The organism is Enterobacter cloacae complex sp. 394F7 (assembly GCF_057320385.1).
Genome location: NZ_JBXWCS010000002.1, coordinates 1 through 14,998 on the forward strand (window position 1 = coordinate 1; position 14,998 = coordinate 14,998).

A 14,998-nucleotide genomic window follows, 5' to 3' on the forward strand; every position below is an offset into this window, starting at 1 on the left:
ATGCGTAAGCTGGCGCAGGTGGCGTATGGCGTCCTGAAATCAGGACGCCCGTTCGATGCCACACTGCACGAGAAAAATGCTTGCGTGGCATAACAGTATCTACCTGGCGTACCGTAGGCCCGGTAAGCGCAGCGCCACCGGGCACACAATCAGTTCAGCTTCGCTTTTGAGAAATCACTGCCCATCAGGCTCACGCTGTAACCCGTGACGTTGCTGCGGGTTGCATAGAACGTTTTGCCGTTTGCCAGCGCAATCCACGGCGCCTGGTGATAGAAAATCTCCTGCGCCTGGCTATACAGCTTCGCACGATCGTCCGGGTTGCTGGTCAGTTTGGCTTTCTGCACCAGGGCATCATAATCCTTATTACACCAGCGTGCAGCGTTGGAGCCGGTTTTGATGCTATTGCAGCCCAGCAGGACATCGGCAAAGTTATCCGGGTCGCCGTTATCCGACATCCAGCCGAACAGCGCGGAGTCATGCTCGCCTTTACGCATTCCGGAAAGATACTCTCCCCACTCGTAAGAGACGATTTTGGCCTTCACGCCCACTTTCGCCCAGTCGCTCTGGATCATCTCGGCAATACGGCGGGAGTTCGGGTTGTACGGACGCTGTACCGGCATTGACCACAGCGTGACCTCCGCGCCCTTCTCCAGTCCGGCCTGCTTCAGCAGGGCTTTCGCTTTTTCCGGGTCGTAGCTGTAATCCTTCAGATCTTTATTAAAGCCCATCATATTTGGCGGAATTGGAGATTTCGCGACCGTACCGGAGCCCATAAAGACGGCGTTAACGATGGCCTTTTTGTCGGTGGCGTAGTTCAGCGCCTGGCGCACCAGCACGTTATCAAACGGCTTTTTCTCGGTATTGAACGCCAGATACCCCACGTTCAGCGCATCGACGGAGTGCAGCGTCAGGTTTTTGTTGTTCTTAATGACGTCAAACTGCACCGGAGATGGCGCAGGAATGATCTGGCACTCATTGGTTTGCAGTTTCGCCAGACGGGTCTCCACGTTTGGCGTGATGGAGAAGATCAGGTGTTTGGTCGGGACCGGGCCTTCCCAGTAGTTCGGGTTAGCCACATAGCGGATCAGAGAATCCACTTTGTACTGCTGGAGTACATAGGGGCCGGTTCCAATTGGCCAGGTATCGACGTTCTCAGGCGTGCCTTTTTTCAGCATCGCATCCGCATATTCGGCAGACAAAATGGAGGCAAAATCCATGCCCCAGTCGGCCAGGAAAGCGGCGTTCGGTTCACTGAGGGTGAACTGAACATGATAATCATCGACCTTTTTAACGTCCTGGATCAGCTTATCGAGGCCGACGTCGTTAAAGTATTCGTAATTGCCCTGCGACACATTGTGATACGGGTGTTTAGGGTCTTTCTGACGCATGACCGAGAAAATAACGTCATCGGCATTAAAGTCGCGCGTAGGTTTGAAATATTTGTTGCTGTTGAACTTCACCCCTTTACGCAGCGTAAAGGTATAGGTCTTGCCGTCCGGTGAAATCGTCCAGGATTCCGCCAGAGACGGAACCGGGGTGTTTTTCACCGGGTCGAAATTGATCAGGCGGTTATAGAGTACCTGAGAGCTGGCGACGAATGACGGGCCTGAGCTGGCAATTTGCGGGTTGAACGACTCGGGGGACGCTTCAGAACAGTAAATAAGGGTGTCGTTGTTTGCCGCCCATGCGGCACCGGCTGGTAAAATAGCGCTCAGCGCAAGGGCGAGTAGTGTTTTCCCTGTAGACATGGTTATAACCCTGACAGTTTTATTATATAGGACAGTAATAACAGCACAGCCGCTATAACCTGGCAAATAACGAAACACTATCAGGTTATTCTAAAGCCGCGTTTTTCGCTGGTTTTACAGCCAGTGCCGAAAAAGGTGATTTGTCTTAAGTTCCATTATCCGTCAAGCACAACCGTCACGATCTATGCCGCAAGAAATCGGCGCTTTTAGCGTCTCTTCCTCCGTTTGTTTGCTTTCCGGTTTCGTTAAAGTAACGGTGTGAAGAAGTATATGGGATCAAATCGTGGCAAAAACTCTTTTACGCAGCGGTAATCTGGATGATTTTCAGGCCGTTGGCGGCGGCGGACAAGCCGTTTTTGAATCAGCGTTGCAAATACGTGAAGCACTCCGGTTGCGCAAACAGCAGGCCATTGTCGACTGTCTGGCCATTCCACAGGTCAACGACGGCGGTGACCGCGTGGACTGGTACTCCCCGGTGGAAGGTAGCGTCACCAGCTGGAAAACGGCCAATGAAGATGACCGTTTTCGCGCCCTGCGCTATCTGGAAAATACCCTTGCCAGCGTTGAATCGCTGAGTAAGAAATGCCTCCAGTCGCCTAAAACCGCACAACAGCTTTTTGGCTCCTTGTTGTCGAAAGCCTTCCAGTTCCCGAGCGAAAATTTCCTTTATCTGGTCGACGGTAAACCGGTCATTGCGTTCTGGGGATTTGTAAACCTGAACGAAAATGCACGCGATGACGTACTCGACTGCCTGCGCGAATCGCTGATCCCTGAGCCCGCGCCGGTGGTGATTGAAGATCCTGAACCGGAACCAGAACCGACCCCGGCCGTCACCTTTGAACACGCTGACGAACCTTTGATCGCCCCGGCCACGGTAGTGCGCATTACGCCTGAAGCGCTGTATGAGCCCGAGCCCGCCCCCGCCGTTGCGCCGCCTGTTGAAGAGCCTGCTCCTGCGCCCGTCGTGAAAAAGCGTCGCGTGCCCTTATGGTCGCTGCCGGTTGCCGCTGTGATCGTTGCCGCCATTGCCGCCCCGCTGCTGTGGCCAAAACTGGCCCCTTCGGCAGAGCCCGCGCCAGCAGCCGCCCCGGCACCGCAACCCGTGGCGATTGCCCCAAAACCGATTAAAGCGGTTGAACCACTGGCGATGAACCTGCCGCTGCATCAGGCTGAGGTGGTAGAGAATAAAGCGAAGGAACCCGATCCCGCTCCGGTGTCTGGCCCGGTGGTGATTGCCGCGATCCCGAAAGATGCCATGGTCATGGAGGCCGGTCAGGTCAAAGCGGGCTCGACGCGTTTCCTGAACGGCACCTGGCGCGCCATTCTTGACGTAAAAGATCCGGTGACCGGCAAACCGCCGTCACTGCGCTATCAGATCCAGAACAACAAAGGCTTCGCCCGTGTTGTGCATGGCGATAACGTTGTGTGCCGCGTAGAGGTTTTCTCCGGCCTGCACAGCAATGGCGAGCTGATGATTAAGAGTCGCGGCAATGCACGCTGCACAGACGGTTCCCGCTACCCGATGCCGGAAGTCTCCTGTAAAGCAGGCACCAGCGATGTCGCCGAATGCAATGCCCGTTATGATGCAAAAACCGTCGTTCCACTGACGTTTAAGAAAGCAGGTGCCTGATCCTATGCTGGTAAATCTTTGCGACTATAAACAGAGCGTTACGCTTATTGCCAACAGCGGTGTACAGTTCCTCGATTTCGGCCTGACCCCGCAGGACACCGCCAGCAACGGGCGTTTCGTGCGTAAAACCGCGAACGGCCCGCTTTTGCGCCTTGATTTCGACCTGGTTAACGGGCGTTACACCCTGCCCGGCACCGACGGCGGCCAGCCTGAGGTGGTCAAGCCTGAGACAACCATCGCGCTGCATCAGTCCCTGGCCGTGCTGGATGGCGTCTGGCTCCCCGTTCCGTTCCTGCGCTTCAACCCGCCGCGAACCTTTGTTGACGGCCCGGACAACTGGGCGCGCGTTCAGGTCCGCAAGCTGGAGACGCCGGACACCGCAGGCAACACCCATCGCGTCACCCTCGCCCTCGACAGCCAGATTGCGGAGCATGCCACCTCCGCGCTGTCGCCAGTGGAAAACGATATTCTTAACGGGACCCGCTTCGCGCTGGCCTGGCGCGATGCCGAAGTAGAAAATTTCCTCGACCAGACGTGGATAGATGGCTGGCTGCGCGAAGCGTTCACGCAGTACGCCTCGGACGTTGAACACCGTTCAGAACGCGATCTGCAACAGGCCATGCGCAGCTTTGAGTATCAGGCACACTGGCTGAATGTGCTGACCATGCTTGGTGAACAGCTCACCGTGCCGGAAATCAAATTTGTCACCCATACGCTCAGCACGCCTGCCATTCCGGTCGATTTGATCCTCGACGTGGGCAACACCCATACCTGCGGCGTGATTATTGAAGATCACGGCGACGCCAACGACGGTCTGCGCCAGACGGCCGAGTTGCAGGTGCGCTCTTTAAGCGAGCCGCAGTTCCTCAATGAGCCCCTGTTTACCAGCCGCCTGGAGTTCTCGGAAGCACGCTTTGGCAAACAGCACTTCTCGGTTGAAAGCGGTCGCGAGGATGCCTTCGTCTGGCCTTCTATTGTCCGGGTTGGCGATGAGGCGCGTAAGCTGGCCATGCAGCGTCTGGGGACTGAAGGTAACAGCGGTATCTCCAGCCCGCGTCGCTACCTGTGGGATGAGACGCCGGTGGTGCAGGACTGGCGTTTCAGCCAGATGAACAGCAAAACCCAACGCGAGCCGCTGGCGACCGCGTTCCCGCTGATGAACCTGATGAATGATGACGGCGAACCGCTGTTTACGCTGCCCCAGGACGAGCGTCTGCCGGTTTTCTCCCCGCAGTACAGCCGCAGCACCCTGATGACCCATATGCTGTGCGAGCTGCTGGCACAGGCGCTGGGCCAGATCAACAGCGTCGCCACGCGCTTGCGTCTGGGCTTCCCGGCGTCTCCGCGCCAGCTGCGCACGCTGATCCTCACGCTGCCCTCGGCGATGCCGAAGCAGGAGCGCGAGATCTTCCGTCGCCGCATGTTTGAAGCGATTGCAATCGTCTGGAAAGCGATGGGATGGCATCCGCAGGATGAAGACTTTGCCACCCGCAAGCAGCAGGATAAAAGCGTGGTGCCGGTGCCTGAGATCCAGATGGAGTGGGATGAAGCGAGCTGCGGGCAACTGGTCTGGCTTTACAACGAAGCGATCTCCCGTTTTGGTGGTCAGACGGAAGCCTTCTTCGCCTCCCTCGCCCGCCCGGATCGTGAACCCGAGCCTGGTGTCCAGCCGGGTCGCGCGCTGCGCGTCGCTTCTATCGACATTGGCGGCGGCACCACAGATATGGCGATCACCCACTATCAGCTGGATGACGGCTCCGGGAATAACGTCAAAATCACGCCACAGCTTCTCTTCCGCGAAGGGTTTAAAGTGGCCGGCGACGACACGCTGCTGGACGTTATCCAGCGCTATGTGTTGCCAGCCCTGCAAACGCAGTTGCAGAAGTCCGGCATTGCGGACGCGTCTCTGCTGATGGCGTCGTTGTTCGGTGACTCCGGGCGTATTGATACCCAGGCGGTATTGCGCCAGCAGACCGCACTTCAGCTCTTTATGCCGATCGGTCATGCGATCCTTGCCGCGTGGGAATCCAGCGACATTGACGATCCGCTGGCCGGTTTGCATGCCACCTTTGGCGATCTGCTGCCGCAGAAGCCGACCCGCAACGTGATGAACTACCTGCAGCAGGCAGTCGACCACGCTCTGCCTGCTGGCTCTGAAGCCTTCGACCTGTTTGCCGTGCCGCTGCATGTGAATTTCCGCGAAATGCAGGATGCGATGCTGGCGGGTCAGTTCACCCTGGCCTCTCCGCTCCATGCGGTGTGCGAAGCGATCTCTTATTACAGCTGCGATATTTTGCTGATTACCGGTCGTCCGGGGTGCCTGCCGGGCGTGCAGGCACTGATCCGCCATCTCCAGCCCGTGCCGGTCAATCGCATCGTATGGCTGGATAAATACCAGGTTCATGAGTGGTATCCGTTCAGCCAGCAGGGTCGCATCGGCAACCCGAAATCGACCGCCGCCGTGGGGGCCATGCTCTGCAGCCTGGCGCTCGATTTGCGTCTGCCGCGCTTTAACTTTAAGGCGGCCGATATTGGCGCCTACTCCACCGTGCGCTATCTGGGCGTGCTGGATAACACCGTTAACACGCTGCGTGAGGAGAACGTCTGGTATCAGGATATCGACCTGGATAAACCTGGCGCAAAACTCGACGCCCGCCTGCATTTCCCGCTGCGTGGTAACGTCACGCTTGGCTTCCGCCAGCTGGCGAACGCACGCTGGCCGGCGACGCCGCTGTACACCCTGAGTATCAACTCGGCGGAACTGGCCAAAGCGATTGCTGGCGACGGCGTGCTGAACGTGCGGCTTAAGCTCTGCGGAGGCAGCAAGCACGAAGGCCCGGAATCTTTCGAGCTGAGCGACGCCTGGCTGCAGGATGGAACCCCTGTCCCACCTGACGCCTTAACCTTCAAACTGAATACCCTGGCCGATCGCCGTCATAGCGGTAGCCACTACTGGATCGACAGCGGGAGTGTATACCTGAAATGAGTGCAACGATGACCACCACGCAGGCCTTAATCGGGTGGATTAACGAGACGCGCCTGCACGCCCCGGTGCTGGATAACGATGCCGACGCTCTGCTGGCCCGTATCAATGCGGCGCAGGCGCGGGAGCAGGCCATTGAACAGGCCCTGACCCGGCGGAGCAGCATTGGTCTGTATGGCCACTCCCAAAGCGCCAAAGCGCATCTGTTGCTGTCCCTGTGCGGCAACGGTAACGGGCGGCTGAACGTCACCCCCGGGCAACGCACGTTTGACTACTTCTCACATATCAACCCGGGACATACCCTGACCAACATGGCACTGCGCTTCACCACTGAAAGCACAGCGGTGGACGATGAGGCTTTCCCGCTACGTCTGAGCCTGGTCACCGAGGCCGAGCTGGTGCAGCTGTTTATTGCCCGCACCACCTTACACCCGCAGATCCGCGCCGTGGATAAAGCCGTTATCGAGACGCGCCTTGAGAAGTGGCGCGGCCTGCGTCAGCCGCAGGGTGTACCGGGCATAACGGCGCAGGAAGTTGGCGCGATTGCCCGCTTCTGGCAGAGCACGGTACCTGCCGCCAGACAGCAAATTGATGATGTGCTGTGGCATCAGTTTGCGCAACTGGTGCCATCGCTTGATCTCACCACCCGGGCCAGCGTCTGGTCGCTTTTGTGGGGTGAGCAACAGGAACTGACCCAGCAGTGGTTAAAGCTCGCCCATGTTCTGCACCAGACCAGCCACGCCAGCGAACTTGCCGCCCCGCTTAGCCTGCTGGTGGATAACTTTGGTCTGCCTGGAGAAGGCTTCCTGACCCATGGCACCTTTACCCTACCGGACGCTCAGGAGACGCTGCTGCATCCCCTGAACAACGGCGAGATGCTTAATGCCATTAGCCTCCCCGTCGATGTACTGGCATTCCTGACGCGTGAACTGGTACTGCCTGTCGAGAGCAGCGCGCTGGATAACGTCGATATTATTGATATCCCGGTCTTTGCAGACAACAGCGCCGATCCGCTAAGCCAGGCCAAATGTCAGTGGCTGCTGGAACACTATCGCCAGCAGCTGCAGCCAGATGTGCTGGTGATCTGCAATGCGACCGCGCAGCACGACCAGACGGCAAAAAAAGCAAAGGTACTGATGAACTGGGTCAAAGAGACGCAGCCTGCGGAGGAATCAGCCCTGCCGGGTCTGGTGTGGGCGATTACGCCTCACGACGCGCGTTTTACCACCCGGCAAAATCTCGATGAAGCGGTCCAGCATCTGCTGGGTAAACCGGGCCTGCGCTGGGGCACGCTGCAGGCGCTGGACAGCCACAGCATGCAGCGCGTCATCGAGTGGCTGTCTCAGGCCACGTTACCTGCCCAGCGACAGAAACGTCTTAACACGCTGAAAACGGCGCTGCGCCAGGAGCTGTCGGCTTTAATGCACAGCTATCTGGCACCGCTGGTTGAGGAGCCTGCAGCAAGACGAACTCAGGCCGAGAACATGGTTCGTACCCTGCAAAGCAGCGCTGCCCGCCACGGCGAATTGCTCGAAGGGCTTCTGCCTCCGCTCAAAGCCTTCGAAACGCTTCTGGCCGTCCAGCAACCGCGCGAGGAGCAGGTCAACGGTCTGTTTACGGATACCATCGATCTGTTTGCCGATCATGCGCAGGAAAGTGCCGGCACGTTCCAGACAAAAGATAAAGCGCGCCTGGCGCATAAAGTGTGGATGAACCATTTGCGTCAGTGGAGTCGTAATGACGCAGCGGCCACACGCCTGGGTCTTGAGCCTGCGGTGTTACAGCAAATTGCCGAGGTTCTGGTGGTCGCCAGCTACCGTCTTAACCTGCCTCAGCAGCTTCAGCGTATTGTTGAAACCGACAAGAGCAGCGCCGCACAGCTGCATGCGGTGATAGGTAATTTCGTTGGCTGGCTGGGTTACGACCAGACGCCTGTTGCCGAACGTCCGGCAAGCCGTATCCGTAAGGGGCAGGCAATCTTTGTTACGCCCGTGGTTAGCTGCGCCGCGCCGCGCCTGACGCGCCTGGGGGAACAGCCTGTCCATGCGGCTACCGCATACGTTTACGACTGGCTGGTTGCCCTCTATAGCCGGGCAATAGAGAACATTGATTATCAGCACCCGCATGATGTTCAGCCTGACGCACGTCGGGCACTTCGGGCTTTAATCATGTAGCAGTCTTTGTTGCCGGGTGGCGCTGCGCTTACCCGGCCAACATTCCGCAACGATAATCACGCCGCCATACACTCCGCTAACGTCTGCGCCAGTGCCGACGGGTTTTCCCACGACATGGAGTGCCCCGCAGCAGGGATGATTTTGACCTCAACGCCCTTCTGCTTCAGGCGCTCCACATCGTCATCCGGCAAAGAGAGCTCGCCGAAAATCAACGTCACCGGGCAAGGCAGCGACAGAAATTGCGTTTCCCAGTCTGGCTCAACGCCCGCCACCAGGCTCGATGCGCCGCGCCAGACAGCATAAGGTGCATTACTTTGGAGGCACCCGGCCCACGCCGTTTTTTCTGCACAGAGCATGGCCTGATATCCCTGTTCCAGAAACTGCTGTTCCGTTTGTGCGGCAATCGAGCGGCTGAACATCCCACCCCCGGCATGAAAATTGGGTTCCGACACCATCAGCCCTTTAACACGCGATGCCAGCAGCCCCGCCGCTTCAATGGCGATGCTGCCGCCCATGCTGTGACCGTACAGCCAGAAGGCATCGAGCTTGAGATGATCCATCAGTTCAGCCACAACGCGGGCCTGATCGGTAGTTTTGTAGCTGTAGTGCTCAGGCTTATCGCTGTAACCGCTGCCGGGTAAATCGATGAGAATCGTTCTGCCCCCGCCAAACTGAGAGTCACGAACGACGCGGGGATATTCATAGGACGAGGCGCAGCCCAATCCGTGGATGAAGACGACGGGATCGCCGGTGCCGGGCAAATCATGCCAGCGGACGGTGCAACCCGCATGTTGCGAGTAAAAACTGTTCATAAGCACTCCTTTTACGATGCACTGTTTATTTATACAGTTATCGTAGCGGGAATGCCATGTTCATCGTTTAAAAATGGAAGCGTGCTTCAGAAAAGCGAGACCAGCAGCGCAACGGGGAAGCTCATCGGCCAGGTCGACCCTACCAGAAACGCGCTGAGCAGGCGGATGCGTTTACGATCTTTAGACAGGAACCAGGTGATTAATGCGCAGATAGAAGCCATGATTGCGTAAAAAACCAACATCTTTTGATACAACGTCATTCTGTATTCCAGAGCCGAAAAAATAACCGCACGCAATATGCGTCATATGTTGATACAGATCAAGTTTTTTCGTTACACAATAACCACTTAAATATTAAGGCTAATAACAAATGAGTATCTTACATAACAATCAATGAGGTCTGGCAATAACATTCATTAATAACATGTATTTTAAATGCACATTTTGACAAATTCCCTCTCACGATTAGGAGTCTAATAAAGACAGATATTCATGGGAGGCAACATGCTACGTATTCCACAGCGCTGTATTCATACCCGTTCCACCCCATTCTGGAATAAAGACACCGCCCCCGCCGGGATTTTTCAGCGTCATCTCGACACGGGTACCCGTCCGGGTATTTATCCTCGGCTGACCGTGATGCAGGGTGCCGTGCGTTACTTAGGCTATGCCGATGCGTTGACTCCCGAGCCTGACAGCACATTAATTATCGAGGCCGGGCATTTCGGTGTTTTTCCGCCTGAGAAATGGCATCACATCGAGGTGATGACCAACGACACGCTGTTTAATATCGAGTTTTTCGTCGAGCCAGAGGTGCTGAAATCGCTTTAAGCAAATGACATTTAAGAGGAAACCATTATGCTACGCATTCCTGAGAATTTTGTTCATACCCGCTCCACGCCATTCTGGAACAAAGACACCGCGCCCAAAGCCCTCTTCACCCACCATAATACGAAAGCCAGCGTATATGGCCGTTTGTCGGTGATGCAGGGGGCGGTGCGCTATTTTGGCTTCCCGGATGCAGACGCGACCAAACCGGATCTGGAGCTGGTGATTGAAGCCGGATCGTTTGGTATCTCACCGCCGGAAAAATGGCACCGTATTGAACTTTTGACTGACGATACGTATTTCAATATCGACTTTTTTGCCGACCCCGACGTTACGCTTCAGGGCGCAGGCATCGGTAAAGTGGTCAATACACATAAGGAGTAACGGCGTGGGCAAATCAACTTACACCGTGACCGTTACCAACAACAGTAACGGTGTCTCGGTGGATTATGAAACAGAAACCCCAATGGAGTTGCTCATTCCCGATGTCGCCGCAAACGTAGTGAAAGATCTGGTGAATACCGTTCGCGCATACGATACAGAAAATGAACATGACGTTTGTGGCTGGTAAAAAAACGCCCGGCAATAGAAGCTGCCGGGCATGACTTCCTAGTGTTTTATCATCACATGCCGGACAACGGTATAATCCTCAAGCCCATATACCGACATATCTTTCCCATAACCGGATAACTTCATGCCGCCGTGTGGCATTTCGCTTACCAGCATAAAATGGGTATTCACCCAGGTGCAGCCGTATTGCAGACGCGCACTCAGCCGGTGAGCTCGCCCCACATCCCGGGTCCAGACGGACGAGGCCAGGCCATATTGTGAATCGTTAGCCCAGGCCAGCACCTGGTCTTCGTCGTCAAATTCAGTGACGCTCACCACCGGGCCAAAGACTTCACGTTGCACAATGGCATCTTCCTGTTTTGCCCCGGCCAGCAGGGTTGGCTGGAAGTAATAACCCGCCCCCTCTTTTTTACTGCCACCCGTCACCACGCGGATATGGCTGAGCGCTTTGGCCTCCTCCACAGCCTGACAGACGCGTGACAGATGCGCTTGCGAGCTCAGTGGCCCCAGTTCGGTAGAGGCCTCTTCCGGCGCCCCCATCTTCAGGCTGGCCACCGCTGCGCCCAGTTTTTCCACCAGCGCAGCATAAATGCCCTTCTGGGCATAAATCCGGCAGGCCGCAGTGCAGTCCTGCCCGGCATTGTAGAAACCAAACGTCCGCACGCCCTCGACGACCGCATCCAGATCGGCGTCATCAAAGACGATAACCGGTGCCTTGCCGCCCAGCTCCATGTGGGTACGTTTTATGGATGAGGCGGTATGGCCAATGATGTGCTCCCCGGTAGCAATTGAGCCGGTGAGTGACACCATGCGCACTTTCTCATGCCCGGTCAGCGGATCGCCTACCGTTTTTCCGCGCCCGAACAGCACGTTCAGCACGCCAGCCGGGAAAAGATCCTTCGCCAGTTCGGCCAGTTTTAAGGCGGTCAGCGGCGTAATCTCAGAAGGCTTGATGACCACGCAGTTCCCGGCGGCCAGCGCAGGTGCCAGTTTCCACGCCGCCATCATCAGCGGGTAGTTCCAGGGGGCGATGGAGGCGACAACCCCGACCGGATCGCGGCGGATCATCGAAGTATGCCCGTCCAGATACTCACCCGCCGCCAGTCCGTTCAGGCAGCGGGCCGCGCCAGCAAAGAACCGAAACACATCGACCACCGCGGGGATCTCATCACCCAGCGCGCAGTGCAGCGGCTTACCGCAGTTCAGGGATTCGAGTCTGGCAAACTCGTCGGCATGCGCTTCAATAACGTCAGCCAGTTTCAGCAGGCATTCGGCACGCGTTTTGGGCGTGGTTTGCCCCCACTGTGCGAACGCCCGATCGGCTGCCTGCACGGCCGCGTCGACCTGCGCGGCAGATGCTTCAGCAATCTCCAGCAGAACCTCTCCGGTGGCAGGGTTATAGACCGGCTGTTTTTCCCCCTCGCCACTCACCAGTTCACCATTAATCAGCAGTCGTTTTTGCATAGCATTGTCCCGTTGAAATCAATGTTATTTCCCGCTCCCGGCGCTGTTCTCGCCGTCGCGGGTTAGCCACCAGGCTCCCAGAATGGGGAAGGTTGTCACCAGCATCACCAGCAGTGCGACCACGTTAGTGACCGGCACGTCACGCGGACGTCCGAGCTGGTTAAGCAACCACAGCGGTAACGTGCGCTCGTGTCCCGCGGTAAAGGTTGTGACGATAATTTCGTCAAACGACAGAGCAAACGCCAGCATGCCCCCGGCCAGCAGCGCTGACCCAAGATTGGGCAGGACCACGTAACGGAAGGTTTGCCAGCCATCAGCCCCTAAATCCATCGACGCTTCAACCAGGCTCCAGGAGGTGCGTCGGAACCGGGCAATCACATTGTTAAACACCACCACCACGCAGAACGTGGCGTGCCCGACAACGATGGTAAAAAAACCAGGCTCCAGATTGATGGTTTTGAAAGCGGTCAGCAGCGCCAGACCGGTGATGATGCCCGGCAGCGCTATCGGTAACAGCAGCAACAGCGAAATGGCGTTTTTGCCAAAAAACGCGCTACGCCACAGCGCCGCTGCAGCAAGCGTGCCAAGTACCAGGGCAATAGCCGTCGCTAACGTCGCAATTTTAAGTGACAACGTCACGGAATCGATGATGTCGCCACGCCCCGCCGCCACGCTAAACCACTTCAACGTCAGCCCCTGCGGCGGGAAGCTGAAGGCCGCGTCCTCAGTATTAAAAGCGTAGATGGCAATAATCAGCAGGGGGAAATGGAGGAAGATCACCCCGCCCCAGGCGGCCACTTTCAGGAACAACGGTGCGCGTTCAGAGTGCATCGAATGCTCCCAGACGTTTCACGAACGCCAGATAAAGCGAGATAAGCACAATCGGCACCAGGGTGAAGGCGGCAGCCATGGGCATATTGCCGATGGCGCCCTGCTGGGCATAGACCATATTGCCAATGAAATAGCCAGGCGGCCCTACCAGCTGTGGCACGATAAAATCACCCAGTGTCAGAGAGAAGGTAAATATCGAGCCCGCCGCGATACCCGGGATCGCCAGCGGCAGAACAACATAACGAAAGGTCTGACGCGGACGCGCGCCGAGATCGGCAGAGGCCTGCAACAACGAGGCAGGCAGCCGTTCCAGCGCCGCCTGCACGGGCAGGATCATAAACGGCAGCCAGATGTAGACAAAGACCATAAACCGCCCCAGCCCGGAGGTCGATAACGTGTTCCCGCCAATCGCCGGGAGCGTCAGAACAGAGACCAGGATCGGCTCCAGCCCCAGATGGCTGAGAAACCACTGCGCCACGCCATCTTTCGCCAGCAGTAGCGTCCACGCGTACGCTTTGACGATATAGCTCGCCCACATCGGTAGCATAACGGCAATATAGAAGAACGCTTTCCATTTGCCGCTGGTGTAACGCGCCATATACCAGGCCATCGGGAAGGCCAGAATGGCGCTGGCGAGGGTGACCGCAATCGCCATCACCAGCGTACGGATGATGATGTCGTAGTTTGCCGGGTTAAAAAGTGCCTGAATGTTCGCCAGCGTCAGGTCCGGCGTAACCGACATGGTGAAGTCATCAAAGGTATAAAAGCCCTGCCACAGCAGCGTAAGGAGCGATCCCAGATAGACGATGCCAAACCACATTAGCGGTGCCAGCAGCAGCAGGAATATCCCCAGCGACGGTTTGCGCCAGAAGTGCGCGGTCATGCGGCTTAGGGTACCGCGCGGTGCGGGAGGATGTAAGACGCTCATCGCCATTTCACCCTTCCTCATGCAGGCGGATCATGGCGTCGCGCGACCATGACGCCAGCACCGCCTGCCCCGGCTCAACACCGGTGTGCAGTGTGTCCGCGCTGAGATTGGCCTGGCTCACCAGCAGTTTTGCCCCCCCGGCAAGTTTCAGCTCCAGGCGCGTTGCCGCACCCTGATACTGGACAGCCTGCACCACGCCTTCAACCTGTACCTCACCGCTCTCATTGAGTCGGATATGTTCCGGTCGAAGCGAATAAGCGCCCTGCATGCCGCACACTTTCTGCGCCAGTGCCGCATCGAAAACGTTCGAGGTGCCGACAAAACTGGCCACGAACGGCGTACGCGGGCGCATGTATAGCTCACGCGGGGTATCCACCTGCTCAATGCGTCCGTTGTTGAAAACGGCGACCCGGTCGGACATTGACAGGGCTTCCCCCTGATCGTGGGTCACAAAAATGAAGGTGATCCCGAGTGCCTGTTGAAGCTTTTTCAGCTCGACCTGCATCTGTTCGCGCAGTTTCAGATCGAGCGCCCCCAGCGGTTCATCCAGCAACAGCACGCGGGGTTCATTGACCAGCGCACGCGCAATGGCAACGCGCTGACGCTGGCCGCCGGAAAGCTGCGACGGCTTGCGCGCAATGGCAAAGCTCAGCCCGACCTTTTCCAGCGCCTCCTGCGCCAGTGCATGGCGTTTTTTCTTGTCGATGCCTTTGACCATCAGCCCGTAAGCGACGTTATCGAGAATCGACATATGCGGAAACAGCGCGTAGTCCTGGAACACCGTATTGACGTCTCGCTCCCACGGAGGAAGCTCACTCGCTTCTTTACCGAAGATTGTGATTGTCCCGCCGGAGAGTTGTTCAAAACCGGCGATCAGCCGCAGGCAGGTGGTTTTGCCGGAGCCCGACGGCCCCAGCATGGAGAAAAACTCCCCGTCACGAATGGCAATGCTCACCCCATCCACCGCCCGTACGTCGCCGTACAGACGGGAAACGTCATTAAACTCTACCGCGTACGTCATGTTCTGCTC

The 14,998-nt window shown here is 57.2% G+C and carries 13 protein-coding genes; 6 read left to right on the top strand and 7 right to left on the bottom strand.

Annotation, left to right across the window (positions count from 1 at the left end; genetic code table 11):
- Nucleotides 1-149: 149 nt before the first annotated feature.
- Complete coding sequence (locus AC2FAK_RS02485) at nucleotides 150-1,748, bottom strand: ABC transporter substrate-binding protein (protein ID WP_095454478.1); 1,599 nt, start codon at nucleotides 1,746-1,748, stop codon at nucleotides 150-152.
- Nucleotides 1,749-2,031: 283 nt separating this feature from the next.
- Here AC2FAK_RS02485 and AC2FAK_RS02490 point away from each other — a divergent pair, with 283 nt between their 5' ends.
- From AC2FAK_RS02490 to AC2FAK_RS02500, 3 genes are read left to right on the top strand one after another with little or no spacing between them, the layout of a single operon-like run.
- Entirely contained in the window at nucleotides 2,032-3,378 is a 1,347-nt protein-coding gene (locus AC2FAK_RS02490) for an SrfA family protein (RefSeq protein ID WP_095454479.1), read from the top strand.
- Between the two features lie 4 nt (nucleotides 3,379-3,382).
- Nucleotides 3,383-6,364 carry a virulence factor SrfB gene (locus AC2FAK_RS02495; protein ID WP_095454480.1) on the top strand — a complete coding sequence of 994 codons (2,982 nt, stop codon included), beginning with the start codon at nucleotides 3,383-3,385 and terminating at the stop codon, nucleotides 6,362-6,364.
- On the top strand, nucleotides 6,361-8,535 hold the full coding sequence (locus AC2FAK_RS02500) for a virulence factor SrfC family protein (RefSeq protein ID WP_095454481.1): 2,175 nt from the start codon (nucleotides 6,361-6,363) through the stop codon (nucleotides 8,533-8,535). Before AC2FAK_RS02495 ends, AC2FAK_RS02500 begins: the two co-directional genes overlap by 4 nt.
- Nucleotides 8,536-8,591: 56 nt before the next feature.
- Here AC2FAK_RS02500 and AC2FAK_RS02505 read toward each other — a convergent pair whose 3' ends face one another.
- Entirely contained in the window at nucleotides 8,592-9,347 is a 756-nt protein-coding gene (locus AC2FAK_RS02505) for an alpha/beta fold hydrolase (RefSeq protein ID WP_095454482.1), read from the bottom strand.
- Between the two features lie 86 nt (nucleotides 9,348-9,433).
- The gene (locus tag AC2FAK_RS02510; RefSeq protein ID WP_013096478.1) at nucleotides 9,434-9,607 is read right to left on the bottom strand and encodes a GhoT/OrtT family toxin; all 174 of its coding nucleotides are present in this window, start codon (nucleotides 9,605-9,607) and stop codon (nucleotides 9,434-9,436) included.
- A gap of 244 nt (nucleotides 9,608-9,851) precedes the next feature.
- Here AC2FAK_RS02510 and AC2FAK_RS02515 point away from each other — a divergent pair, with 244 nt between their 5' ends.
- The 3 genes from AC2FAK_RS02515 to AC2FAK_RS02525 are packed head-to-tail and all read left to right on the top strand — an operon-like array spanning nucleotide 9,852 to nucleotide 10,746.
- Nucleotides 9,852-10,178, top strand: a complete 327-nt coding sequence (locus AC2FAK_RS02515; protein ID WP_057072295.1) for a TehB family protein — start codon at nucleotides 9,852-9,854, stop codon at nucleotides 10,176-10,178.
- A gap of 27 nt (nucleotides 10,179-10,205) precedes the next feature.
- Complete coding sequence (locus AC2FAK_RS02520) at nucleotides 10,206-10,559, top strand: TehB family protein (protein WP_057072294.1); 354 nt, start codon at nucleotides 10,206-10,208, stop codon at nucleotides 10,557-10,559.
- Between the two features lie 4 nt (nucleotides 10,560-10,563).
- Nucleotides 10,564-10,746 (top strand): DUF1869 domain-containing protein, encoded by a 183-nt coding sequence (locus AC2FAK_RS02525; RefSeq protein ID WP_023621263.1) that lies wholly within the window; start codon nucleotides 10,564-10,566, stop codon nucleotides 10,744-10,746.
- A 38-nt stretch (nucleotides 10,747-10,784) separates the two neighbouring features.
- Here the strand turns inward: AC2FAK_RS02525 and patD are convergent, their stop codons facing one another.
- Genes patD through AC2FAK_RS02545 form a run of 4 tightly spaced genes read right to left on the bottom strand, consistent with a single transcriptional unit; the run spans nucleotide 10,785 to nucleotide 14,989 of the window.
- Entirely contained in the window at nucleotides 10,785-12,209 is a 1,425-nt protein-coding gene (gene patD, locus AC2FAK_RS02530; protein WP_095439507.1) for an aminobutyraldehyde dehydrogenase, read from the bottom strand.
- A 24-nt stretch (nucleotides 12,210-12,233) separates the two neighbouring features.
- Entirely contained in the window at nucleotides 12,234-13,040 is an 807-nt protein-coding gene (locus AC2FAK_RS02535; protein ID WP_029882932.1) for an ABC transporter permease, read from the bottom strand.
- The gene (locus tag AC2FAK_RS02540) at nucleotides 13,030-13,974 is read right to left on the bottom strand and encodes an ABC transporter permease (RefSeq protein ID WP_058679483.1); all 945 of its coding nucleotides are present in this window, start codon (nucleotides 13,972-13,974) and stop codon (nucleotides 13,030-13,032) included. Before AC2FAK_RS02540 ends, AC2FAK_RS02535 begins: the two co-directional genes overlap by 11 nt.
- Nucleotide 13,975: 1 nt before the next feature.
- Nucleotides 13,976-14,989 (bottom strand): ABC transporter ATP-binding protein, encoded by a 1,014-nt coding sequence (locus tag AC2FAK_RS02545; RefSeq protein ID WP_020689182.1) that lies wholly within the window; start codon nucleotides 14,987-14,989, stop codon nucleotides 13,976-13,978.
- Nucleotides 14,990-14,998 lie beyond the last annotated feature (9 nt).

Excerpts from the sequence above, each read along its gene's own strand:
- AC2FAK_RS02520 (WP_057072294.1), top strand. The coding sequence starts at position 10,206 with ATGCTACGCATTCCTGAGAATTTTGTTCATACCCGCTCCACGCCATTC.
- AC2FAK_RS02540 (WP_058679483.1), bottom strand. The coding sequence starts at position 13,974 with ATGGCGATGAGCGTCTTACATCCTCCCGCACCGCGCGGTACCCTAAGC.
- AC2FAK_RS02535 (WP_029882932.1), bottom strand. The coding sequence starts at position 13,040 with ATGCACTCTGAACGCGCACCGTTGTTCCTGAAAGTGGCCGCCTGGGGC.
- AC2FAK_RS02500 (WP_095454481.1), top strand. The coding sequence starts at position 6,361 with ATGAGTGCAACGATGACCACCACGCAGGCCTTAATCGGGTGGATTAAC.
- AC2FAK_RS02485 (WP_095454478.1), bottom strand. The coding sequence starts at position 1,748 with ATGTCTACAGGGAAAACACTACTCGCCCTTGCGCTGAGCGCTATTTTA.
- AC2FAK_RS02510 (WP_013096478.1), bottom strand. The coding sequence starts at position 9,607 with ATGACGTTGTATCAAAAGATGTTGGTTTTTTACGCAATCATGGCTTCT.
- patD (WP_095439507.1), bottom strand. The coding sequence starts at position 12,209 with ATGCAAAAACGACTGCTGATTAATGGTGAACTGGTGAGTGGCGAGGGG.
- AC2FAK_RS02505 (WP_095454482.1), bottom strand. The coding sequence starts at position 9,347 with ATGAACAGTTTTTACTCGCAACATGCGGGTTGCACCGTCCGCTGGCAT.
- AC2FAK_RS02545 (WP_020689182.1), bottom strand. The coding sequence starts at position 14,989 with ATGACGTACGCGGTAGAGTTTAATGACGTTTCCCGTCTGTACGGCGAC.
- AC2FAK_RS02495 (WP_095454480.1), top strand. The coding sequence starts at position 3,383 with ATGCTGGTAAATCTTTGCGACTATAAACAGAGCGTTACGCTTATTGCC.
- AC2FAK_RS02515 (WP_057072295.1), top strand. The coding sequence starts at position 9,852 with ATGCTACGTATTCCACAGCGCTGTATTCATACCCGTTCCACCCCATTC.